Source organism: Pseudomonas sp. Z1-12, assembly GCF_051132015.1.
Classification (GTDB): domain Bacteria; phylum Pseudomonadota; class Gammaproteobacteria; order Pseudomonadales; family Pseudomonadaceae; genus Aquipseudomonas; species Aquipseudomonas zanjanensis.
This window is the reverse complement of sequence record NZ_CP071647.1, coordinates 4,397,978-4,421,434: the sequence shown is the minus strand read 5'-3', so window position 1 is coordinate 4,421,434 and position 23,457 is coordinate 4,397,978. Positions and strand designations below refer to the sequence as shown.

Genomic DNA, 23,457 nt, shown 5'->3' with positions numbered 1-23,457 from the left:
TCAATCTTCCTTCCAGGCGGCCAGGCGTTCGCCGTAATGTTCGATTTGGGCGCGTTGGGCCTCGGAGTCGGCGGCATACGCGCCATGCACCGCAACGGGTTCCAGCCAGCGCATGCCGCAATAAATGGCCGTGGCGTGGAGGGGTTGGGCCAACGCTGCAAAACCTGGGTAGGCGCCGATCTGGAAATGATCCTGTTCGCCACCCGTGGTCACGGCCCACAGCAACCGCTTGTCCTTGAGCGCCGTGGCGCCTTTGCCATAGGCCCAGCCGTGGGTGAAGACTTTATCGATCCATAGTTTCAGCAGCGGCGGGGTGCTGTACCAATACATCGGGTGCTGGAGGACGACCAGCTCCGCTTGTTCCACTGCTCGCTGTTCCGCTTCGACATCGATATCGAAATCGGGATAAAGCGCATACAGCGAACGTATGACCACGTCCGGATTGCTGGATACCCGCTTGAGCATCTGCTGGTTGACCCGCGATTTGTCGGGGTAGGGGTGCGCATAAATGATAAGAATCATCGGTGAATTCCTTGGTTTGGCTCCGTCGATTCTTGTCTGTCGTGAGCGCGAGCGATGGCACATGGAGCCGAGCGATACAAACACTTGGCGCCGAGCGATACAAACAAGAGCGCCTTCCCTGGCTGGGTCGAGGCCGGAAAGGCCGGACATCCTACCGAGGAAGGCGCTGATTGTTTAGCGCGGATCGATACATCGGGACACTTCAGCCAAGCGGCAGCGAGACCCTGGCCTCCAACCCGCCACCCTTGCGGTTCCTCAGGGTCAGTGTCCCGCCATGCTCCAGCACGGTCGCCCGGGCCGCCGACAGGCCCAGCCCGACGCCGCCGGTGTGCTTGTTGCGCGAGCCTTCGATGCGAAAGAACGGCGTGAAGACCTGCTCCAAGTGCTGGGCATCGATGCCCGGCCCACGGTCGAGGATGCGAATGTCTACCCGGTGGGCGTCGGCTTGGAGCCGAACCGTCGGCTCGCCGCCATACTTGATCGCGTTGTCGATCAGGTTGACCAAGGCGCGCTTGATGCCGATGGGCCGGCCGACGTACACGAAGCGCTGGGCGCCTTCGAATGCGACCTCGGTGCCGGCGTCCTTGAGGTCATCGACGATGGTGTGCAGCAGTTCGGCCAGGTCGAACGCGGTGGCATGTTCCAGCCGGGCATCGTCGCGGAAAAACTCCAGGGCCGAATTGACCATCGCCTGCATTTCATCCACGTCCCGGAACAGGCGCGATTGCTGCTCGGCATCCTCGATGAACTCCCCGCGCAGGCGCATGCGGGTCAACGGTGCGCGCAGGTCATGGGAGATGGCCGCGAGCATCTGTGTGCGGTCCTGCAGGAAGTGCTTGAGCTGGGCCTGCATGGCGTTGAACGCGAGGATCGCCTGGCGGATTTCGTGGGGGCCGATCACCGGAATCGGCGGCGCCTGGTGGTCGACGCCAAAGCGCCGCGCACCTTCGGCAAAGCGTTCCAGCGGTGCGGCCAAGTGCCGGGTGGCGATCAGCGCGACGATAAACGTCGAGAGCAGGATCAGCGCGATGATGATCAGGTTGCGCGCCCATTCGCCCAGCCCCCAACTGCGCGACGGCACGGAGAAAATCACCCAGGAATGGTCGGCCAGTTCGATGATCACCGCGTAGCGCGCATCCGCTTGGTGGGCCGGCCAGTCGGCCGGTTCGTAGGCTTCGATCCTGGCGTCCGGTCGGCCCAATTGCTGGCGCAGGAGCGCCGAGCCTTCGCTGAATTCCGGGTCATCGATCACCGGTAGCAGCGCATCCTCATGGCGTTGTAGCCATTGCGCGTTGAATGCCTGGTTGCTCGCAGCCTTGGCAATCGCGGGCCGTTGTTCGGGGGCGACGGAGTCGATGATGCGGGTGATGGTGGCGGCCCTTTCCATCAGGCCGGTTTCCATCAGGGGAGGGCGCGCCCAGGCACCGGCCAGCAGGCTGAAAAGTTCGTTGAGGGCGAGCAAGGTCAGCATGGCGATCATGGTGGTCAGGGCGATCCAGCGCGCCACCGTGTCCCTTGGTCGATGAATGCCCGGGCGCGCGGGCTTCATCGCTTCACCACATGGGGGCTGAACAGATAGCCGCTGTTACGCACGGTGCGAATCATCGAGGCGCCGGGGATGTCGGTTTCCAACTTGCGTCGCAGGCGGCTGACCTGGACGTCGATGCTGCGATCGAACGCCTCGAAGGTTTCGCCACGGGCCAGGTCCAGCAATTGCTGGCGCGTCAGCACCCGGCGCGGGTGTTCGGCAAACACCAGCAGCAATTCGAACTCGCCGCTGGACAGCGGGATCATGACCTTGTCCGGTGAGCGCAATTCGCGGCGGGTGACGTCCAGCTGCCAGTTTTCGAACTCCAGGATTGGCCGGGACGAGTCGTTCAGCGAGGCCCTGGCTTCACCGGTGCGCCGCAGCACGGCACGCACCCGGGCCAACAACTCCCGGGCGTCGAACGGCTTGGTCAGGTAATCGTCCGCGCCCAGCTCCAGGCCGACGACGCGGTCGCTCAATTCACCCATGGCAGTGAGCATGATGATGCCGACCGTGTGCTCGGCCCGCAGCCGTTGGCACAGCACCAGGCCGTTGTCCCCCGGCAACATGACGTCGAGGATGATCAGGTCCGGCACCTGGCGTTCCACCGCTTGCCACAGGGCATTGCCGTCGGCGGCCACGTCCACGCTATAGCCATGTTGTTCGAGGAATTTGCGCAAGAGGGCGAGGACTTCGAGGTCATCGTCCACCAGTAGTAAATGGCTCACGGTGGGCACGCAGGGTAATGAATACAGGGGGAATACTAGGGTCAATCCAGGGCCTGCGTCATATATTTCAACCCGGAAACAAAGTTGCCGGCGGGCAATATTGTGGAAATCTGCGGGCAAAAAAACGGCGGCAGGATGGCCTTGATGTCGGTCAGTTGAACAGCCAGCCAACGCCGAACCCGTGGCGAGGGAGCTTGCTCCCGCTTGAGTGCGAAGCGCTCACCGCTTTTTAGGGCCGCTTCGCGCCCCATCGGGAGCAAGCTCCCTCGCCACGGGTTCAGTGTTGGCTTTTGACCGGCCTACGCAGCATCCCAATCCTCGCCGAGATCACCCCGTATGCCGATCACCCAGCCCGTTCCGTTGTTCGTTCGCTCCACCGTCGTGGTTGTATTGGCGGCACTCGCCAGTGGTTGCTCCAGCACGCCAGCCGCAAAACCAGGCTCGTGTGAAAGCGCGACCTACACCGTTTACGATCCCGCCGAACCCGTCAACCGTGGCATCTTCGCGTTCAACCGAACCGTGGATGACTACGCACTGGCACCGGTGGCCCGTGGTTATCGCAAGCTGCCGGAGATGTTCCAGGCCGGCGTGCACAACTTCGTGGCGAACTTCGGCGAGCCCAAGGTGTTCATCAACGACCTGCTGCAAGGCAATGCCCAGCGCTCGGTCAACACACTGGGCCGTTTCGTCATCAACTCCACGGCGGGCATCGTCGGGCTGATCGACGTGTCGGGCAAGCTGGGCATCGAGCGCCACAAGGCCGATTTCGGCCAGACCTTCGGCGTCTGGAACCTCGCCCCTGGGCCCATCCTGGAACTGCCACTGCTGGGCAGCGCCAACCTGCGGGATACGACGGGCAAAGTGCTGAGTTTTGCCGTCGACCCGTTCGGCGACAACAGCAGCACGGTCGAGACCCTGGGCACGATCAACACCGTCGGCGGCATTGTCGATGGCCGTGCCGAGGCGTTGCCGATCACCGATCAATTGCAGACCGAAGCGGATTACTACGCGGCTCTTCGCGATGCCACGGCGCAGCGGCGTGCCGATCTTGTCGCCCAGGGCAAGTTGGGGTCGGTGGTGGAGGACAATCGGCAATGCCAGGAGGGAGGGGCCGCTGATGAGTAACGAGGCGCTGGTCTTGCATCGGCGAATGCGTTTGCTCCAGCCGGATGCATTGCATTGTCGTGAGGTGGAACTGCGGTTGGCCGAGGACGGTAGCCACGTGCTGCTCAACCATTATGTCGAGCTGTATCGCCATCAACGTCTCGGTTGGTGCGCCCTGCGGCAGCATCGGGTGCCGTTGGCGGCGATAGTGCGCTGGATGATCGATAACGGCGAACAGATGAGGGGTTAGTGGCAATCTGCTGCTTAATACAGCGGCATTTCGGGAGCAAATGCCGTGAAATATTTGTACATAATTACGGATTAATAATGGTTGTACGACGTCGTATCTAATATGTTCGACTGTGGCCGTTTCTTACAAAAAAAATAAACGGAGATTCACCCATGACGAGCATTCCTACCGCTGAGGGACAAGCTGCGGCGCCCGTGCAAGGCCGTTTCGTACGCCTGCTGAAGCTTCTGGGCCCCGGCATCATCGCCGTTCTTTCCTGGCTGGGTGCCGGCGACCTCATCACGTCATCCGTGGCCGGCGCAAACTACGGCTACGCGATGATGTGGGTCCTGGCGGTCTCTCTGCTGCTGCGCTACCTGATCGTCAACATCATCGCGCGCTTCCAGCTCTGCAATAACCAGGGCATGACCATCCTGCAAGGTTATGCCCAGCTCAATCCGTTTTTCGCCTGGTTCCTGCTGGTGTATGCGCTGCTCATGGGGCACCTGATGAATGCCTACATGATCAAGGGGGCCGGTGAGGCCCTGGCCATGCTGCTCAAGATTGACTACCCGCTGCTGTGTTCGGTGGCGGTGGTATTGGCGGTGTGGATGCTCGTCGGGCGCAATATCTATTCGATGATCGAAGGCGTGATGAAAGGGCTGCTGGCGATCATGACGCTGGCGTTCCTGGCCCTGGCGGTGATGTCCGGCCCGGATGTCGCCGGCATCGTCAAAGGCACCATCGGCTTCAGCATTCCGCCCGATGAAGGCGTGCATGGCGCGCTGTTGGTGGCCGTCTCGGTGATCGGCGCAGTGGCCGGTTCCATCGCCAATTTCGTTCACCCGTATGTGATGCGCCAGAAGGGCTGGGTAGGACCTGAACACAAGCGTATCCAGCGCAACGACCTGCTGTTTGCGGTGTTTGTCGGGATCATCATCAACCTGGCCATCTGGATCGTCGGCGCGGAAATCCTGCGACCCAACGGCATCGAGGTCAAAACCCTGGGCGACCTGGGCAAGGCCCTGGAAATATTCTTTGGTCCGATCGGTTGGTACGTATTTTTCGTGGGTGTGTTCGCCACGCTGTTCGCCAGCATCTCCGGCAAGACCACGGCGTTCCCGATGCTCATCACCGACGCCTTCCAGCATGTGCGCCCCGAGCGCCGGGAGCGTTACGGCAAAGAGTTCCACCGTGACCCAATGCACAAATGGTTCATGCTGTTCATTCTCGTGACGCCACTGATCTGGTCGCTGCCGGGCATGCCGGACTTCGTCACGCTGACCATCGGCGTCAACGCGCTGAACATCATTGGCTTGCCAGTGATTTCCTTGGGCCTTTTGATCATGTCCAACCAGAAGTCCTTGCTGGGCAAGGAGTACCGCAACAACCTGTTCGAGAACATCGCGCTGCTGTTTGCCACAGGCCTGGCATTGTGGGTTGCGTTCCAGTTGGGGGTCGATCTGTTTACCTGAGGCCCGGCCATCTGAAACTTTCGGGGGGACTGCTAGACTTTATCGTCCAGTCCCTTTCGGAGAAGCGGAATGAACAATAAAAACAGGATCTGCCTCTGGTACGACGGCAACGCCGAGGAAGCTGCGCAGTTCTACGCAAAAACCTTTCCCGACAGCGCGGTGAACGCTGTCTACCATGCCCCAAGTGATTATCCGTCGGGCAAAGAGGGCGATGTGATCACTGTCGATTTTACGGTGATCGGTATTCCTTGCGTCGGCCTCAACGGCGGGCCGGTGTTCAAGCACAACGAGGCCTTTTCATTCCAGATTACAACTGAAGACCAGGCCGAAACGGACCGTTTGTGGAATGCGATCATCGACAACGGCGGCCAGGCAAGCGCCTGTGGCTGGTGCAAGGACAAGTGGGGTTTGTCGTGGCAGATCAGCCCGCGGGTGTTGCTTGAAGCGGTCGGCAGTCCTGACAAAGCCGTGGCCAAGCGGGCCTTCGAAGCGATGATGACCATGACCAAGATCGACATTGCCGCGATTGAAGCGGCGGTGAAAGGCTAGCCGGCGAATCACCGCCATTCCCCCTTGTGGGAGCGAGCTTGCTCGCGATAGCGCCGGCACAGCCAACATTAATGCAAGCTGACCCTCCGCTATCGCGAGCAAGCTCGCTCCCACAGTTGTTTTGTGGTGTCTTCGATTTCTCGGCCTGCCCACATCCCCTTGTGGGAGCGAGCTTGCTCGCGATGACGGCGGCACAGCCAACACCATGCAAGCTGCCCTACAGGGTGGCCTCAGGCACCCTGGCAATCACCTTGATCTCAAACTGAAAACCATACAACCAAGTCACCCCCACCGCCGTCAGTGTCGGATGCGGCGCGTTGCCCCAGAATTCGGGCACGACGCTCCAGACCCGTTCGAAGATCGACTCGGGGTCGACCATGAACACTGTCACGTCCACCACATCGTCAAAACTGCAATCGGCCGCGGCGAGGATCGCCTTCAGGTTGTTGAACGCCAGCCGGACCTGAGCCTCCAGGTCGGGCTCTGGCGAACCGTCGGCGGTGCTGCCGACTTGCCCGGAGACGAACAGGAAACCATTGGAACGAATCGCCGGCGAATAGCGATTGCGCTCATACAGTGCCTGGCGTCCAGGTGGGAAAACCACATCACGCTGTGTCATGAATACCTCCATCAAAAAGTGGTTTCAAACGATGAACTCACTCTAGGGGCTTGTATCCGGGCGATAAACGAGCAACCTTGGCGCACACTGTTTGTGAATCCCAAACAATCGGACCAATACCCGGGGCAGAAATGGACCGTTTTGATGCGATGCAAGCGTTCGTGCGAGTGGTAGAGGCGGGCAGCTTTACCAAGGCGGCAGAAACCCTGCACATGAGCAAGACCACCGTGACCCAACTGGTGCAGCAACTCGAGGCACGGTTGCGGGTCAAGCTGCTCAACCGCACCACACGCAAGGTCAATGTCACCGCCGACGGCGCGGCTTATTACGAGCGGGTGATCCGGTTGCTGGCCGACATGGACGATGCCGAGGCCAGCGTGGCCGGCGCCCAGGCGTTACCTCGCGGGCGACTGCGGGTAGACGTGCCGAGTCCGCTGGCGGCGATGATCCTGATACCAGCCTTGCCGGTGTTCTACGCGCGATACCCGGACATCCAGATCGACATGGGCGTCAGCGATCGCCTCGTCGACATGCTTGATGAAAACGTCGATTGCGTGGTGCGCGGCGGTGAGTTGCGGGATCAATCACTGATCGCCCGACGCGTTGGCGACCTGGCCCTTGGCGTCTTCGCCGCCCCGAGTTACCTGGCACGGTTTGGCACGCCCGCGCACCCTCGCGAACTGGAAGATTCGCACCATCGCACCGTAGGCTTCCTGTGGGCTCGCACCGGCAAATCCTTGCCCTACGCCATGCGCCGTGACAGTGAGCTGCTTCACGTCAAAGGGCGCTACGCGTTGGCCATCGACGACGGCAACGCCTACCTCGCGGCCGGGCTGGCGGGGCTGGGCGTGCTCTGGCTGCCCGAGTACATGTCCCGCCGTCACCAGGCGCAAGGGGAATTGGTGCCGCTGTTCGAAGACTGGCAGCTTGACCCGATGCCGCTGTACCTGGCTTACCCCCCGAACCGGCATATCAGCGCCAAGTTGCGGGTGTTCATCGATTGGGTCGTGGAGCTGATGGCGCGGCATGCGCCTATTATAGATCGATCTGTTTCGTGAAATTTGGCTGTCCAGTTGTAGAGGAGATACACCATGGACCGATTCACCGGCGGTTGCCTGTGCGGCAACGTTCGACTTGAAGCCTCGGGGCGCCCGTATCGTGTCGGCCTTTGTCACTGCCTCGATTGCCGCAAGCATCACGGGGCCTTGTTCTATGCGGCTGCGGTGTTTCCCCAGGACGCGGTGACGATCGAGGGTGAAACCCGGGATTACGCCGGCCGATTTTTCTGTCCTCGCTGTGGCTCGTCGCTGTTTGCCCGCTCGGGCGACGAGATCGAAGTGCACCTGGGGACCTTGGACGCGCCCGATCAACTGCTGCCCACCTACGAAAGCTGGACCGTGCGCCGTGAGTCTTGGTTGCCGGCGTTTGCGCTTACCCGATGTTATGAGCAGGATCGTGAGGGTACGGGGCGGTCTGAGGAATAGAGGCAATGCGTTCCACCGCTATCGCGAGCAAGCTCGCTCCCACAGTTTGGTCGGTGGTGTGCTCAATGCCGGATTCACAACCAAACCCCGGTGGGAGCGAGCTTGCTCGCGATAGCGGTAGGTCAGTCAACTGCAATGCTGACTGATCCGACGCCTTCGCGAGCAAGCCCGCTCCCACATGGCATCTGCGCTTTTATTCCTTGAGGAAGGTCAGCAGATCCTGGTTCAGCCGGTCCTTGTGGGTCTCGGTCAAGCCGTGCGGTGCGCCAGGGTAGACGATCAGTCGGGCGCCTTTGATCAGCGCCGCCGAGGCCCGGCCTGCTGCGTCGATCGGCACGATCTGATCGTCATCGCCATGGATGACCAGGGTCGGCACGTCGAACTTCTTCAAATCGCCGCGGAAATCTGTCGCCGAGAAGGCCGCGATCGAGTCGTAGGTATTCTTGCTGCCACCCTGCATGCCCTGCACCCAGAACGATTGGATCAGTCCCTGGGACGGCTTGGCGCCCTTGCGGTTGTAGCCGTAGAACGGGCCCGAGGCGATGTCCAGGTACAGCTGCGAGCGGTTCTCCAGGGACGCCGTGCGCAGGCCGTCGAACACTTCGATAGGCAAGCCACCAGGGTTGGTTTCTGTCTTGAGCATCAACGGAGGGACCGAAGAAACCAGCACGGCTTTTTTCACCCGGGCGGTACCGTGGCGACCGATATACCGCGCCACTTCACCGCCCCCCGTCGAGAAGCCCACCAGCGTCACGTTCTTGAGATCCAGCGCTTCAATCACCGCCGCCAGGTCGTCGGCGTAATGGTCCATGTCGTTGCCTTCCCAAGGCTGGCTGGAGCGACCATGACCGCGACGGTCGTGGGCAATCACCCGATAGCCTTTCGAGGCGAGGAACATCATCTGGCCTTCCCAGCTGTCGGAGTCCAGCGGCCAGCCGTGGCTGAACGTCACGACCTGGCCATCGCGCGGGCCCCAGTCCTTGTAGTACAGCTGCACGCCATCCTGGGTGGTGATGTAGCTGGCGGACTGGACCACGCTGCCGACAGCAGACACGCTGGCAGCGGCCTGGACCGGCGACGCGGCTTCGGCGTTGAGGGTGGCCAAGGCCAGGGTCGCGACAGCCAGGGTGCGGTTGAAGGTGTTCATCGTGTCTCTCTCCATAAGGTCGGTTTGATCTGCGGCGATCGTCATCGATCGCGTTGGTGGGCAGATTAGAGAGAGAGGCCGATGACGAGAACGGCGTGGGCATCGATAGCAACTATGGGAAAATCGGATAGCTGCGTTGCGCTTCGGTTGCCGTGACTCGTTCGTGGCGAGGGAGCTCGCTCCCGCTGGGTGGCGAAGCCGCCCCAAACGGAGCGACGCGAGTCTTCCTGGTGTATTTCATTGGCCGATGTGCGACGGCTGCGCCGCCGAGCGGGAGCAAGCTCCCTCGCCACAATGTATTGTTCAAGCGCCCTGAAATCGCCCTCAACCAAACGAAGGCATCGGCCCCAACGAATTAAAGATCCACACGACCACCGCTACGGCCGCCAGCACCGCGACAACGATGCTGATAAGCACCCATTTAAGAATTTTCAGCCCTTTCGACGGAACCCCTGGCGCGAGGGGCTCCACCGGGAACGTCATCTCCCCGGCGCATCGAGGGCAAACAGCGGTGTCGTCAAGGAGGAGGTACCCGCAGTGTTCACAGTTTGTCATGTCGTCACTTCAAGGCTCAAAGGAGGGTAGCCCTCTATGGGCTTGTAAAAGCGGCCGAAAACACCGGACGCCAGTCTCTTAATATTTGTAGACGATGCCCAGCCTGCCCATGATCTCCAGGGCATTGACCAGGCCCAGGCCATTCATGGGCAGGCAGACGAAGGCCTGGTATTCATCGAAGTGCGTGCCGATGGCCAGCAACTTCAAATCATGGGTTTCCAGCGGCCCATTGAAGTAGTGCAGGAGCGCGCGTTCCCAATCGTCGGCGCGGTTGACCGCCTCGATGGTTTTACGCTCGGGCGTCGGGATTTCAATGCCCAGTTGCTGCAATGGGGCCAGGGCATTGACCGCATCTACGCCGCAGGACGACCATTCCTTCCATTCGAACCCGGCCAATTGATTGGCCTCGGTGAGCGCTGACTCGACTTGCGTCCAGGCCCAATCCCACTGCCCGGTAGGCGCCGGCAGGTTCTGAATGAGTGCTTGCGCGTGAGCCTCGTCGAACAGGCTATCGAACAGGTCGGCGAGGGTATCGGCCAGATCGGGCTGCGGCCCTTGCCCCTGGGTGTCCAGGTCGTGGCTCAAGCGCTGCCACAGGCTGCCCAGCTCGTCCCAATCCTCGTCATCCATGTCATCCTCGATCACCAGGGCCTTATGGCCGCGCAGGTAATTGTCCAGCCGCGTCTTGCGCACGCGCACGCTGCCTTCGGCGAGATCGGCTTCATAGCTGCGGTAATCCAGGTAGTTGGTCTGGAACACGATGCGGTCTGGAAACACTTCATGGGCAAGGCTTTCCTCCACATCGAAATACGCCGCGCCTTCGAAATCGCCATGGGCGCTGATGATGCGTTGCAACGACAGGGGATCGATTGGGTTCATGTGGGCTGGGTCACAAGGAGGAGGGCGAAAGGGAGGCGCCGTGCACGTTGGCCGATATCCGGTTCGCGCTGATCCTATACCAAGCGCCAGTGGCTGCTAAGGGGCGGAATGTGGACTGCGTCAACTGCCGGGCAAGTGTTTGGGTCTATGCTTACCTTGCCTTCGTGAATCAGGCCCACCCATGCACGAACACCGAACGGTCCACAGGGAGTACGCGTGAGACATTCGATACCGGCTGCAGCGTTGTTTTGCCTATTGCTCGGCACGGTTGCCAGGGCTGAGCAGTATCAAATCGTCACCGAAGAATGGGCGCCGTACAACTACCAGGAAAACAACCGGCTCACCGGCATGACCACCGAAATCGTCCGGGCCATTATGGCGCTGACCGGAGATGATTTCGAGGTGCTGCTGCAGCCCAGCATGCGCACCAGCCAGATACTCAAGCACCGCCCCAAGACCATCATGTATTCCATGTTTCGCACGCCTGAACGCGAATCGCAGTTCAAATGGGTCGGGCCGATCGTGGAAGAGTCCATCCACCCTTATCAATTGGCCAATGCGCCGCCGCTGGACACCCTGGAACAACTCCTTAACGCCCCGCAGATCACCACCCGCCACGCCGGCCTGGTACCTCAGATGCTGCAGTCACTGGGCTTCAACAACCTGGACAAAAGCGCCACCGAGAGCAAGCTGCTCTACCGCATGCTGCTTGCCGGTCGCACCCAGATCATTGTTGGCGACACTGATGCGGGCGTGGCTTATTACAGTCGTCAACTGGATATCGCCCCGGGCACCCTGCGACGGATTCCTATCGAACTGTATCGCTCATCGCTGTACATCGCCTTCAGTCCCGACAGTGAGGATGAAGTGGTGGCGGCGTGGTCCCGGGCGTTGGAGCAATTGCGGAGTTCGGGGGAGTTGGCGCGGATTCAGCGGCGGTATGAACGATAGAACTGCGGAGCTGGCCGAGCCCGACTTGGGTGCGCATAGCAGACGTTGGACGTGGTAGCTACGCGGAGCAGCATGGAATACCGTCCTACGGCAAATGATCGTTTTGTAGTAAACCAAAGAAATCTCCGACAACTTTTTAGGGTTGGCCTTCGCAAGCGCACCGCCTACGATCTGACCTTGTCTCATTGCTTCGCGTAGCATCGATTGCCTGGCAGCCCGCACTGGGTGACTCGACTAATTTCCGGTAATGTGACGGGCCATGACTTGATGGAGCCCCATCTTGCAAAAATGGGACTATTAGAATGCTTCGTAAGTTGAGTGTTTACGGTTTCAAATCAGTCCACGAGCAAAGTATCGAGCTTGGCCGTGTGAACTGCTTTATTGGCGCCAATGGCGTTGGGAAGAGCAATATTCTAGAGGCGCTAGGGGTGCTCGGCGCTGCGGCGAATGGCATTGTTGACGATGAAAGCTTGCTGCGTCGTGGGGTTCGAGCAGGTCTACCACGACTCTACAAAAGCTCTTTTGCTTCTGAGCGAACACCTGCGCACATTGGAATAGGCATCGTAGGGGACGGCAATGAGGCTTACCGTGTTTCTTTGCTAAACCCACTCGATGCGCCCGATCCAGCCTGGACTTACAAAACCGAGTTTTTGTCGGATGGCGCCGACGAGATTTTGTCTGACGGGGTTCGCAACAAAAAGAATTTGAACCCACAGTCGGGTTTGGCCGCACTTCGATTAGTTGAGTTGGACCCTGACAACCCGGCAGCGAAGTTGATGCAAAGCCTGCAAGAGTATGCGATCTACTGTCCCAATACTCCGTCGCTGCGCGGGAACGTGCCTGACGTTCAAACACGCCGACCCGTGGGGCTGAGTGGGGGGCAATTGGCGGAAGGCTTTGAAGCTTTGCGCAAACAGTTGGAAAGCCAAGGCGACGCCGGTGAAGAAGTACTGGACCAAGTGCTGGAGTTGATCGACTGGGTGGCCGATGTTCAGGCGACTAGCCATGGCGCATCGCTGATATCCAGTCAGGTACCAAGAACCAAGCTCATGCTGAAATTCACTGACCGCTTCATGAACAAGTCGCGCAATGAGCTGACCGCTTATGACGCCAGTGAAGGAGCGCTGTATGTTTTGTTTTGTGCTGCGCTCTGTTTGTTGCCGCAAGCACCGAAAATTCTGGCCATCGACAACCTGGATCAGGCCTTGAATCCACGCTTGTTGTCCAAGTTGACGGCTCGCCTCAGCAATTGGCTTATGTATAACGATCCGGATCGCCAATTGCTGTTTACGGCACACAACCCGGCGGTGTTGGACGGGCTTGATCTGTCAGACCCCGAAGTCCGCTTATTCGCGGTTGAGCGAAACAGCAATGGCCTCACCGTAGTACGACGCATCGAGTTGTCTGCGAAGCTGACGAAAATGAATGAGCAATATCCATTATCCAGGTTGTGGATGATGGGGCATCTGGGGGCGGTGCCAAATGTCTGATTTGCATATTGCCTTGGTCGTGGAAGGGATAACCGACCTGGTAATTATAGAAGCGGCCCTCAAAGCCATTGTCGAAAAACCCTTCACATTGACGAAGCTTCAACCAGAAGCGACCACGCCCAAGATGGGTGAAGGCTGGAGCGGTGTATTGAAATGGTGCGATGCCTCTGGTCAAAGGCACCCGGCATGCTTGGATAGCGACCCTACGTTGGAGCAGTTTGATTTGCTGATCATCCATCTGGATGTGGATGTTTCGAGCGAGAGATACGCAAATGCGGGGACCGTGGTTCAAAGCATGGCCGTGCAAAAGAACTGGGGCGCTTTACCTTGTGCACAACCCTGTCCCCCTGTCATCAATAGTGTCACGCCCTTGACGGCTACGTTGGATAGCTGGCTGCGTCCAGCTAGCAGGGGAAGTAAAACAGTACTGTGCCTACCTGCGCAGGCTTCGGGAACCTGGCTTGCGGCTGCCTCTCTTCCAGCCGGTCATGCACTGCTGCTCGGAGCAGAGTGCAATATCAGAGTCGAATCCAGTCTCGCTGGATTGTCGTTGAATCAGCGGATCCGTAAGAAGGAACGTGAGTACCGTCAACATGCAAGCAAGGTGACGAGTAATTGGTCTGCAATCAAAGCAATTTGTTCTCAAGCCGTGGAGTTTGAGTCCGCTGTTCTCGCTGCTATTTAACCTAAGCTGAATTGAACGATGTGGTATTGCTTGGAAAACGATGTTTCTCCCATAGGACGTTGAGTTCCTGTACTAATCTATCGAATGACGGTTTCGTAAGGGCAACCGAAGGGATGTCAGGCTGCGGAGTACTTAGAGCACTGGACATACCCATTTTTTTGGATGACTCATCTAGGTCCAATAACGGATCCGCAATACACTTTGCCTAATTCGATTTAGAACAATCTGGAGAGCCATCATGACCAACGATTCTCAACCGCAATCCAATAAAGACAGCACTGTCATTCCTGCGGCTGACGCAAACCCTGATAGTCAGACTGGATCCGTAAACTGGAACTGGTCGGTGCTAACCGTGGTCCCGATCATTGTTATCCTCCTCGCGGTTTGTGTGGTTATCGGCACTGTACCTATCCCTAGTTGGGAAACATTCATTCCCCCGCTCCTGATGATCGCCGGCATTCTTACAGTTTATGCGGCTGTCGCTCTTGTCAGTTCATCGGATGGAAATGTTCTTCGTCTAGTTTGCCTATTGGCGATCATCGCCGTGGTGGTCATGTGGATGCGAGGACAAATAGCGTAGCGTGGTCTGACATCGGGCGGACACGTGCCTATAAGTAAAACGGGCGTTCTCAGGCGCCCTTACTTTCCGTGAAAAACCCGCAGTACAAGAGCACGGACTTATAGCTGGTACCCACCACTTGCCTCGATTACTTGAGCGGTCACCCGGCGGCTTTCATCGAACGTCGATTCGCCCATTGTCGCAAAGACGGCTCAGCGCGGCTTGAACGACGAAAATAATAGGGTCGTAGTGAAATGGTGGGGATAGGCGAATGCCAGTCAATTAAGCGAAATCAAGCAGAACAATAACCCTGTGGCGAGGGAGCTTGCTCCCGCTGGGTCGCGCAGCGGCCCTGTTTTTGGGGCTGTTACACAGCCCAGCGGGAGCAAGCTCCCTCGCCACGGTTTGTGTGTTTGTCAGGGTTAGGGGGATAGGCCTGTTTCCAGACAAGTAGAGCCTCCGTTCAGGCCGAAAGGGGGCGTTCCAAATGGTACCCGTTTCTTCTAGAAACTGTACTTGGCCGTCAACATCATATTGCGCGGACTGCCGTAGGCATCACCGCCGTAGCTTGCGGAGTTGGCGATGGTCGAATAGTACCGACAGTCGAAGATGTTGTTGGCGTTGACCTGCAAATCCAGGTTCTCATTGACCCGGTAGCCGGCCATCAGGTCCGTAACCGCGTAGCTGCCTTGTTTGAGCCGGTATTCACCGCCATTAGCCAATGGGATGTCGTTGTACATGCGGCTCTGCCAGGAGACGTTGCCACCCACGCGCAGTTTTTCCAGCGGGCCCTGGAATTGGTAGCTGGTGGTCAGCTTGAACAGATGCTCCGGTGTATCGGTGTCGAACTGCTTGTTCACATTCTGTGGATTGGCGGCATCCTTGATGGTGTGGGTGCGCGCGTAGGTATAACCACCGCCGACTTGCCAGTTTTCGGTCAAGGCGCCTTGCAATTCGAAGTCGATACCTTGGCTGCGGATTTCACCGGAGGCCTCATAACAGCTTGCTTGTGGGCAGTTTGCCGTGAACAGTTGCACGGCGCGGTTTTCCTGGTCGACGCGGAACAGCGCCACGCTCGCATTCAGCGCGCCACCAAAATATTCGCCCTTGATGCCGACCTCGTAGTTCTTGCCAATGATCGGCTTGACCGGGGTACCCGAGGTGTCCTTTTCACGTTGCGGCGTGAAAATGTCGCTGTAGCTGACGTAGGCCGAGTGATGGTCGTCCAGGTCGTAGATCAAGCCAGCGTAACGGGTGACGTTTCGGGTGACCTTGTAGTCGGTGTCGCCGTCCCGGTTATCGTAGTCGTACCAGTCCAGGCGCCCGCCGAGGATCAGCTTCAGCGGGTCGGCCAAGTTCAGGCGTGTGGTGAGGTAGACGCCATCTTGAGTGGTCACTTCACGCTGGTCGTTGGTGTGGACGAAATTCGGTTTACCGGCATTGATCGGCCAGTTCATGTCGTACGGGCTGTAGTTGTGGGCGGTCATGTCGTAGATGCGCTTGCTGGCGCCCACCACCAGTTCATGGGTGCGCCCGAATGCCTCGAAGGGGCCACTGGCAAAGGCATCCACGCCGGCCTGGTTTTCATCGAAGTCGGCTTGGTAAACCGTGCGGGCCAATGTGTTATTGACCCAGCGCGATTGGTAAGAACCGGAGAACAATGCGTTCTGTTCGGCGTAGTTGGCGTTGACCTGAAGGCTCCAGTCATTGGCCAGGCGATGACGGACTTCAGCGAATACCGTGTTGATCTCCTGATCCTTGTTCTCCCAATCCGTACCTGGATTGTAGGAGCGCGGGAGGTCCAAGTGATGGCCGTCCTGGCCGATCATCGAAGAACCCCAGAAGTAATTGGTCTTGTCCTTCTGATGGGAAAACCCCAGGGTCAGGGTGGTGTCTTCGCTCAGGTCCGCTTCGGTGACCGCATAGAACAGGCCATGATCCTCCTCGACGTTGTCGATGAAGCTGTTGGCATCGCGGTAAGAGGTCACGACCCGGCCGCGCAACGTGCCACTGTCATTGAGCGGGCTGGAGGCATCGACCTCGCCGCGGTAGTCGTCCCAACTGCCGGCGGCACCGGTCAGGGTAACGCTCTGCTCGGCCAATGGCCGCTTGCGGATCAGGTTGATGGCGGCCGAAGGGTTGCCTGCGCCCGTCACCAGGCCGGTCGCACCGCGCACAACCTCGACTCGATCAAACATCGCCAAGTTAGGCTGAGCGCCGACGTTAACGCCGTCGTAGCCACTCGGGATGCCGTCATACATCAGGTTGTCGATCTCAAAACCGCGCGCCTTGTAGGTCTGCCGGCCAGGACCGCCGGAAAAGTCCAGGAACAAACCGGGCGTCGCCTTGACCACGTCGTTGATGCTGGTCATCACCTGGTCATCCATGCGCTGGCGCGTAATGACGGTGACGGCTTGTGGGGTTTCACGCATGGTCAGCGGGAGCTTGGTCGCGGTCGACATCGCGCCGGTGGTGTAGGACTCGGTGCCTTCCGTGGTGCTGCCCAGTTGACCGCTGCCGGAGACTTCGGTCGCGTCCAGTTCCAGGGTGGCGGGTGGGGTGGTGCTGTTGTCATCGGCGTAGGCGGGGGCCAGGGTGGTCATGCAAATGGCCATGGCCAGAAGATTGCGGGCAGGGGTGAAGTGACGCGGCGGGGTGGTGCGAGTCGACATGAGCAGGTCCTGAGTTACTAATGCTTGTGAGAGTGATTCGCATTAAGTATTGCAGGATTTATCTGACGGATAAAGCTTGTAGAGGTTGGACTAGGCGATGCGCAGGGGCTTGCAACGGGTACATTCTGAAGCCGCGTGACCGGGCGGCGGTAAATCGCTTACTGGAGGCTATTAAACAGGCGTTTATTTTGCGCGATGCTACTGTTACATCGCACCTGCGGCGGGAGGCGACCGCTGACGGAAGACCTATATCGGACGTGAATTCTTCATTGGCCAGGAGGCTAGCACTATGTCAGCACAATCCCTCACGCACCTGCTTATCGATACCGATGTCGATTTCGACGACTACATGGCCATCTCATATTTGCTGAAGCATCCTGCGGTCAAGGTCGAAGGCATCACCGTGACAGGGGTGGGCGCTGTTCACTTGAGTCACGGCGTTCAAAACATCAGCAACTTTCTCACCGTGTTCAATGACCCGGAGATCGAGCGCATCCCCGTTGTCGCTGGCTTTCAGCGGCCCATGGTGTACAGCAATACCTTTCCCTTTGAAACACGCCAGGCAGCGGATCAACATTACGACGCGTCGTTTCCACGGACAAACCTGAACCCCACGGGAACCGATGCGGTCGCGTTCTTAAGGGATACATTGAAGAACGCCGATCATACATTTACCGTATTGATGATCGGTGGCGGCACGACGTGGGGGCATTTGTTTCAGCAGGCTCAAACGGATAAGGCATTACAAGACTTGTTGCGCAGCAAAATAGATGGCATCGTGATGATGGGAGGCAATTTGTTGCCGCAGTACGTCCAGCCCGGCGCGGGCGGCAATATTATCGACACCCTGGGCGACTCTCCCTACTACACCAATAAGGTCGCAGAGTGGAACATCTTCCTGGACCCGCTTGCTACTCAATATGTTTTTGAGGGCGGTGTTCCAGTGCAGTTGGTTGCGCTGAATGCTTGTAACCAGATCCGCATCGATCGGGATTTCCTGCGAGCACTCTCCAGCATTCACAACCCGGTTGCTCAATTTCTCACAAACGTGCTGCAAAGCTCGACCATCGCCCCCGGTATCGGCGCTTATCTGTATTTTTGGGACCCGTTGGCGGCCATCGCGATAACCGACCCTGGGTTTCTTCAATTTACCCGTTATGGCCTGCGGGTCGAGCAAGCGCTGAACGAAGAACAGGATACGAGCGGGCAGTTGATTCCGGATGACGCTGGCGCTCCGGTCGACGTTGCCCTGGGAACGTCACCAGGGTTCGTCTTGTCGCTTTACCTGAACACTATTGCCGGGAAGTCGGCCGAGGCCACGACATCGATAGCAGAGTAGTAGGTCGTCCAGGAACTTCCCTTCGTCTTGTAAAGTGGCAACCTGACTGAGCCGTGTCTATTGTCTCTGGCGACAGATAGCTATCGGAGGCATCGACATGACTCAGATCATTTCGCCCGCCGCTTCAGCTGTGCGGAACACGGGCATGGTCGCCACAACTTTATGGGGCTCGGACAAAATCGGCGGTATCGCGGTCGATCCGGACGGTACTCTCTGGCTTGGCGCTTATAGTCGCCTGGGGCTCGGCGGCGAAGAGGATTCAGGCTTCACCGGTAGCCTGGTCCGGTTCAATGCCGACGGCAGCCTGGACCGCAACTTCAGCGGAGACGGTAAATCCCTCCTCCCGGTGGCGCTCGATATCGAGGACGGCGGTAATGCGGCCGTGCAGCCGGGAGGCGGTTACCTGGTGACGCGCTACGTGAAAGTAGGCGATGCCTGGGTGTCGGGCATCAGTCGTAACTTGGCTGACGGCAGCCTCGATACGAGCTTCGGCAACGGCGGCACCGCGACAGTGCCTTTCTATTGGAATGAAGATCTAGGCCAGCAAGCGTCGTTCTCCGTGCAACGCGACGGCAGCTTTTTCGCAAGCGCTGGGTATGCCTCTGGGGAGATCTACATCGCCCGCTTCGACGCGACGGGGACCTTGGTCTCGTCTTTCGGCGAGGCTGGGGTCCTGCATCTGCCGGCGTCCGTCGGCATTCACCCCAGCCGCACGCTCGACGTTTCGCTGCAGGCAGACGGGAAGGTCTTGGTCACGGGGCAAGCGACCCTGACCCGCCTCAACCCGGACGGTACCCTGGACAGCAGCTTTGCAAACGGCGGCAGCCTGGCCCTGGATGTTCACGCCAACGCCCTCGTCATCCAGGACGACGGCAAAATCCTCCTGGCGGGCGCCTCGGGCGGTGTAGCGACCGTCATTCGACTCAACGTCGACGGCTCACTCGACACCGATTTCGGTGACCAGGGGCAGGTACGTTGGGGCTCGGAAAGCGCCCCTTTCGCCGTCGCCGACATGATCGTGCTGGCTGACGGCAAGCTATTGATTGGGGGAAGCCAAGGCACGAGGGCGGACGGTTATCTGGCCGCGTTGGTTCAGTTGAACCCCGACGGCAGCCTGGACCACAGCTTTGGCAATCCCGACGACGGTTATTACCACCTCGACGGGGGCCTCGATGATGACTACTTGCTCGGTACCGCCTCGTTCGACGATGCAATCTTTGGCGGGGCCGGTAACGATCTGCTCGATGGCCAGCAAGGTCGTGACCTGCTGACGGGCGGCGCCGGGGACGATACGTTCTGTTATGAGTCAGTCACCGACAGTTACCGAACCGCAACCGCGGCCCATAGCGACCGAATCACCGACTTCGACCCCAACACCGACACGATCGATCTCTCGTCCCTGGGCTTCCTCGGGCTGGGCAATGGACATGACGGAACCCTGGCAATACGCGTCAATGAAAGCGGGACGCGGACCTACCTCAAAAGTTTCGAGGCCAACGCGGATGGCGAACGTTTCGAATTGGTCTTCGACGGTAACTTGGGCCAAGCGCTGAATGAAACCAATATCCTGTTTCAACAAGCCAGGTTGACGGGCACCGAAGGGGCCGACCGTTTACAAGGTAACGCCCGAGGCGAAATCATCGAAGGGCGCGCGGGCGATGATCGCCTGTATGGCGCGTTAGGGAATGATGTATTGGTGGGCGGAGAGGGCCGGGACCAATTGGTGGGTGGCGGCAACAACGATGTGTTCCGTTTCGACTTGCTGAGCGATAGTTACCGTACCGCCACCGAAAACCACACTGATCGCCTGGTGGACTATACCGCGGGGGAAGACACGATTGATGTGTCCGCTTTGGGCTTTACCCGGCTGGGAAATGGTTACGACGGCACGTTGGACGTGGTTTTTAATGAAGCCAAGGACCTGACTTATTTGAAGAGCTACGAAGCTGACGCGGATGGGGCTCGATTCGAGTTGAGCTTGATGGGGGATCATTCCGGGTATCGTAATCTGGATGTCGTCTTTGCCGAGCCCTCGGACGGTGAGGTTTTTCAATTGGTCGGAGTGGATGCCAATTTCTGGGTGTGAAACGCGAACCTGGAAAAGGGGAGCTCTATACCCCCCTATGATTTTCATGAGGCTCGATGATAGAAGGTCCGCTTCTGCGGAGGCCTGTCCGGTTAAATGAACTTGATCAGCAGCGTGGTGACGGTGGCCACCGTGCCGATCAAACCGGTGGCGACCGCGACTGGATACCAGAAAGTTTCGCGAGAGAGTGGGTCATCGATGGCTTGCAGGCGCGCTGGTCGTGTGTACCTTGGCCAGGCGCAGGCGCCAGTCGCCGCCATGCCGGAGGCGGCATTCTTCTTCGGAGTCGAAACTGACACAGCGGGCCATATGGGGGACGTGTACGCCGGCGTCGTTCAGGGCGACGGTGGTCAGCTCACGCATGCGTTTGTCTGCCCCCGTTGAGAGGGCGTGTTCCTGGCTGGCGCGGCTGTCGAAAATCCAGATCACGCGCGGTGTGTCAGGCTAATTGAGCTGACGACATGGGTCTGCTGCGCAGCCCAGCGGGAGCAAGCTCCCTCGCCACAAAGGCAACAGCTTGCACCTGATGAACTGACCCACCACCGAACCGCTCTTGTGGCGAGGGAGCTTGCTCCCGCTGGGGCGCGAAGCGGCCCTGAAACCTGGCACCCTTGGCTTTGGGGAAAGGCGCGATAGCCGACGGTGTGGGTCAGCCAGGCGAAGCCCGGGATTTCAGTTTTGGCGGTTTCACAGGCTTCGGTCAGGGTGGCGATGAGACGACGCTCAATACGGGCGTTGTCATCGTTTGATGGTCCGGTCCATTCATTTCTGCATGCCGGTTGTTTCCAACGTCGAAGCAATAAGCTCGCGCAGCCACATATGGGCAGGATCGCGATGCAGTCGCTCGGGCCATAACATCAGCATTTCAAACCCGGGAATGGCCAGCGGAGGTGGCTGGACGTGAAGCGCTGGCTCATGTTTCACCAGGCTTTCCGGCACCACCGCAACCAAATCGCTGTGCACCAATGCTGAGACCAGCGAGTTGAAATTGGACACGGACAATACCACTCGCCGTTCCAGACCTTCAGCTGCCAGCGCGTGATCGGTACTGCCAACGAAGCCGGCGCCATCAGGTGACATGATGGCATGTTCAAGGGCGCAGAACGCTTTGAGCGACAGCTTGGTTGCCAGGGCGGGATGGTCGCGCCGCGCCGCCAGCACATAGCGCTCATGAATCAAGGAGCGCTGACGCAACTTGGGCGGCGCTTCATCGCGGGTGTGCAGCGCCAGATCGATAAGGCCGTTCTCCAGATCCTTGGCATAGTCGCCAGTCGGTTTATTCATAAGCGCCAACCGCGTGTACGGGGCCAGGCGCCTGAGCTGCGAGAGCGACGGCCAGATCAAGGCCGTCGTTGCATAATCACTGGCAGCGATCTTCCACGTTTGATCGGACCGTCCGGGTTCAAAAGCGGCAACAGGACTCAGTGCGCTCTCCAGCGCGGCCAACGCGTCACGCAGGGGCCCCTGCAATTCGCGAGCTCGCTCGGTGGGCGACATCCCTCGGGGGCCAGGCAGCAAAAGCGGATCATCAAGCAGATCTCTCAGCCTGCCCAATTGCAGGCTGACGGTCGGTTGCGCGAGATTGAGCAAGCGCGCCGCCCGCGTCACATTCTGCTCGGCCAGCAAGGCATCCAATGTGACCAGCAAATTAAGATCCAGACGGCGCAAGTTATTGTGCATGCAAATACCATGTGTTTCGGGAATTCATTTCTATCATAGCGGATGCATGCTTACGCTGAGGGACAAACTCAACGCGGAGCCCTCATGAACATACTGCTGATCTACGCCCACCCCGAACCTCGTTCGCTCAATGGCGCGCTCAAGGATTTTGCGATCACTCACCTGGAAACAGCAGGCCACGAGGTCAAAGTCTCAGATCTCTACGGCATGGGGTGGAAAGCATCCCTCGATCCGGACGACGCCCCAGGTTATGACGCAGAAACGCCTTTCAACCCGGCGCTTGAATCCCAGCGTGTATTTGCCGCTGGCAGCCAACCGGCGGACATCCAGGCAGAGCAGGCCAAATTGCGCTGGGCCGATGCCGTCATCTTTCAATTTCCGCTGTGGTGGTTCTCGATGCCCGCGATTCTCAAGGGCTGGATCGAACGCGTCTACGCTTACGGTTTTGCCTATGGTGTCGGCGAACATAGCGAAAACCACTGGGGCGATCGCTACGGCGAAGGCAGCATGACAGGCAAGCGCGCCATGTTGGTGGTCACAATGGGCGGTTGGGAATCCCACTACAGTGGCCGAGGGGTGAACGGCGCGTTGGATGACCTGCTATTTCCCATCCAGCATGGGGTGCTTTTCTATCCTGGCTTCACGGTCATGCCGGCCTTCCCAATCTATAAAACCAGCAAGATGGACGCCGCCCGGTTCCAATCCATTTGCACGGCTTATGCCGCTCGTTTGGATACGCTTTTTAGTGATCAACCCTTGCCATTTCGTCGCCAGAATCACGGTGATTATGAAATTCCGGCGTTGACGCTTAAGCCGCATCTTGCAGTTGGTCGTTGTGATCTTGGTATTCATATCAGTGACGGGGAGAGGGTTTGAGGTGAAGCGCGCACAGCAGTCAGTATGCGGGCAGCCCGGGAAAACCGACTTTTTTAACACAATCGGCCAGAAGCGGGCTTTTTGGGCGTTTTGCCATTAGCTTTCTATAATCGAGCTATAGTCGAGTGAATGGCTGCACCACAGCCCTCACTTGAAGGTCGCGAAGTTTTAAAGCCACGTATCCGCAGCGGAGTCTCCGTTTTGATAACGCCTGAGGCCCTCTGTCATTACTTTCCATCCGGCAAATCGGCATAACCGTCTTGCCGCCGACTGAGATTTATCAGCGGTTGCTCAAAAAAG

The 23,457-nt window shown here is 58.8% G+C and carries 22 protein-coding genes and 1 pseudogene; 13 read left to right on the top strand and 10 right to left on the bottom strand.

The window, feature by feature from the left end; translation table 11 throughout:
- The 4 genes from kefF to J3P85_RS18790 all read right to left on the bottom strand — a co-directional run bounded on the left by kefF (position 1) and on the right by J3P85_RS18790 (position 3,029).
- Positions 1 to 522: a glutathione-regulated potassium-efflux system oxidoreductase KefF gene (gene kefF, locus J3P85_RS18805; protein WP_434702930.1), complete on the bottom strand. Its 522-nt coding sequence runs from the start codon at positions 520 to 522 to the stop codon at positions 1 to 3.
- 202 nt (positions 523 to 724) lie between these two features.
- Complete coding sequence (locus tag J3P85_RS18800; RefSeq protein WP_434702929.1) at positions 725 to 2,071, bottom strand: ATP-binding protein; 1,347 nt, start codon at positions 2,069 to 2,071, stop codon at positions 725 to 727.
- The gene (locus J3P85_RS18795) at positions 2,068 to 2,778 is read right to left on the bottom strand and encodes a response regulator (protein WP_434702928.1); all 711 of its coding nucleotides are present in this window, start codon (positions 2,776 to 2,778) and stop codon (positions 2,068 to 2,070) included. The genes J3P85_RS18800 and J3P85_RS18795 overlap by 4 nt, the downstream gene beginning before the upstream one ends.
- Positions 2,779 to 2,819: 41 nt before the next feature.
- Positions 2,820 to 3,029, bottom strand: a complete 210-nt coding sequence (locus J3P85_RS18790; protein ID WP_434702927.1) for a hypothetical protein — start codon at positions 3,027 to 3,029, stop codon at positions 2,820 to 2,822.
- Between the two features lie 85 nt (positions 3,030 to 3,114).
- On the opposite strand from J3P85_RS18790, the gene J3P85_RS18785 reads away from it, so the two are divergent.
- The 4 genes from J3P85_RS18785 to J3P85_RS18770 all read left to right on the top strand — a co-directional run bounded on the left by J3P85_RS18785 (position 3,115) and on the right by J3P85_RS18770 (position 6,135).
- Positions 3,115 to 3,903, top strand: coding sequence for an MlaA family lipoprotein (locus J3P85_RS18785; protein ID WP_434702926.1), 789 nt, complete (start codon positions 3,115 to 3,117; stop codon positions 3,901 to 3,903).
- On the top strand, positions 3,896 to 4,132 hold the full coding sequence (locus J3P85_RS18780; protein ID WP_186710719.1) for a hypothetical protein: 237 nt from the start codon (positions 3,896 to 3,898) through the stop codon (positions 4,130 to 4,132). Before J3P85_RS18785 ends, J3P85_RS18780 begins: the two co-directional genes overlap by 8 nt.
- A gap of 152 nt (positions 4,133 to 4,284) precedes the next feature.
- Positions 4,285 to 5,586 (top strand): Nramp family divalent metal transporter, encoded by a 1,302-nt coding sequence (locus J3P85_RS18775; protein WP_434702925.1) that lies wholly within the window; start codon positions 4,285 to 4,287, stop codon positions 5,584 to 5,586.
- A 69-nt stretch (positions 5,587 to 5,655) separates the two neighbouring features.
- Positions 5,656 to 6,135: a VOC family protein gene (locus J3P85_RS18770; protein ID WP_434702924.1), complete on the top strand. Its 480-nt coding sequence runs from the start codon at positions 5,656 to 5,658 to the stop codon at positions 6,133 to 6,135.
- 217 nt (positions 6,136 to 6,352) lie between these two features.
- Here the strand turns inward: J3P85_RS18770 and J3P85_RS18765 are convergent, their stop codons facing one another.
- Complete coding sequence (locus J3P85_RS18765; protein ID WP_207961599.1) at positions 6,353 to 6,754, bottom strand: RidA family protein; 402 nt, start codon at positions 6,752 to 6,754, stop codon at positions 6,353 to 6,355.
- Positions 6,755 to 6,885: 131 nt separating this feature from the next.
- On the opposite strand from J3P85_RS18765, the gene J3P85_RS18760 reads away from it, so the two are divergent.
- Together J3P85_RS18760 and J3P85_RS18755 are read left to right on the top strand one after the other, a co-directional pair.
- Entirely contained in the window at positions 6,886 to 7,812 is a 927-nt protein-coding gene (locus J3P85_RS18760) for a LysR substrate-binding domain-containing protein (protein WP_434702923.1), read from the top strand.
- A 33-nt stretch (positions 7,813 to 7,845) separates the two neighbouring features.
- Entirely contained in the window at positions 7,846 to 8,238 is a 393-nt protein-coding gene (locus J3P85_RS18755; protein ID WP_434702922.1) for a GFA family protein, read from the top strand.
- A gap of 193 nt (positions 8,239 to 8,431) precedes the next feature.
- Here the strand turns inward: J3P85_RS18755 and J3P85_RS18750 are convergent, their stop codons facing one another.
- The gene (locus tag J3P85_RS18750; RefSeq protein ID WP_434702921.1) at positions 8,432 to 9,385 is read right to left on the bottom strand and encodes an alpha/beta fold hydrolase; all 954 of its coding nucleotides are present in this window, start codon (positions 9,383 to 9,385) and stop codon (positions 8,432 to 8,434) included.
- A 633-nt stretch (positions 9,386 to 10,018) separates the two neighbouring features.
- Positions 10,019 to 10,819 (bottom strand): hypothetical protein, encoded by an 801-nt coding sequence (locus J3P85_RS18745; RefSeq protein ID WP_434702920.1) that lies wholly within the window; start codon positions 10,817 to 10,819, stop codon positions 10,019 to 10,021.
- A gap of 216 nt (positions 10,820 to 11,035) precedes the next feature.
- Between J3P85_RS18745 and J3P85_RS18740 the strand changes: the two genes are divergently transcribed.
- The 4 genes from J3P85_RS18740 (at position 11,036) to J3P85_RS18725 (ending at position 14,525) form a co-directional block, all read left to right on the top strand.
- Positions 11,036 to 11,770: a substrate-binding periplasmic protein gene (locus J3P85_RS18740; RefSeq protein WP_434702919.1), complete on the top strand. Its 735-nt coding sequence runs from the start codon at positions 11,036 to 11,038 to the stop codon at positions 11,768 to 11,770.
- Positions 11,771 to 12,072: 302 nt separating this feature from the next.
- Positions 12,073 to 13,260 carry an AAA family ATPase gene (locus tag J3P85_RS18735; RefSeq protein WP_434702918.1) on the top strand — a complete coding sequence of 396 codons (1,188 nt, stop codon included), beginning with the start codon at positions 12,073 to 12,075 and terminating at the stop codon, positions 13,258 to 13,260.
- Positions 13,253 to 13,945 (top strand): hypothetical protein, encoded by a 693-nt coding sequence (locus tag J3P85_RS18730; protein WP_434702917.1) that lies wholly within the window; start codon positions 13,253 to 13,255, stop codon positions 13,943 to 13,945. The genes J3P85_RS18735 and J3P85_RS18730 overlap by 8 nt, the downstream gene beginning before the upstream one ends.
- 238 nt (positions 13,946 to 14,183) lie before the next feature.
- Entirely contained in the window at positions 14,184 to 14,525 is a 342-nt protein-coding gene (locus J3P85_RS18725) for a hypothetical protein (protein ID WP_434702916.1), read from the top strand.
- Between the two features lie 482 nt (positions 14,526 to 15,007).
- On the opposite strand, the gene J3P85_RS18720 is transcribed toward J3P85_RS18725, so the two are convergent.
- The gene (locus tag J3P85_RS18720) at positions 15,008 to 17,176 is read right to left on the bottom strand and encodes a TonB-dependent siderophore receptor (protein ID WP_434702915.1); all 2,169 of its coding nucleotides are present in this window, start codon (positions 17,174 to 17,176) and stop codon (positions 15,008 to 15,010) included.
- A 289-nt stretch (positions 17,177 to 17,465) separates the two neighbouring features.
- On the opposite strand from J3P85_RS18720, the gene J3P85_RS18715 reads away from it, so the two are divergent.
- Entirely contained in the window at positions 17,466 to 18,515 is a 1,050-nt protein-coding gene (locus J3P85_RS18715; RefSeq protein WP_434702914.1) for a nucleoside hydrolase, read from the top strand.
- 97 nt (positions 18,516 to 18,612) lie between these two features.
- Positions 18,613 to 20,601 (top strand): M10 family metallopeptidase C-terminal domain-containing protein, encoded by a 1,989-nt coding sequence (locus J3P85_RS18710; protein WP_434702913.1) that lies wholly within the window; start codon positions 18,613 to 18,615, stop codon positions 20,599 to 20,601.
- Positions 20,602 to 20,793: 192 nt separating this feature from the next.
- On the opposite strand, the pseudogene J3P85_RS18705 reads toward J3P85_RS18710, so the two are convergent.
- Together J3P85_RS18705 and J3P85_RS18700 are read right to left on the bottom strand one after the other, a co-directional pair.
- A pseudogene (locus tag J3P85_RS18705) lies at positions 20,794 to 21,033 on the bottom strand (hypothetical protein); the annotation flags it as partial.
- Positions 21,034 to 21,363: 330 nt separating this feature from the next.
- Positions 21,364 to 22,281, bottom strand: a complete 918-nt coding sequence (locus tag J3P85_RS18700) for a LysR family transcriptional regulator (RefSeq protein WP_434702912.1) — start codon at positions 22,279 to 22,281, stop codon at positions 21,364 to 21,366.
- Positions 22,282 to 22,365: 84 nt separating this feature from the next.
- Here J3P85_RS18700 and J3P85_RS18695 point away from each other — a divergent pair, with 84 nt between their 5' ends.
- Complete coding sequence (locus J3P85_RS18695; protein ID WP_434702910.1) at positions 22,366 to 23,157, top strand: NAD(P)H-dependent oxidoreductase; 792 nt, start codon at positions 22,366 to 22,368, stop codon at positions 23,155 to 23,157.
- Positions 23,158 to 23,457 lie beyond the last annotated feature (300 nt).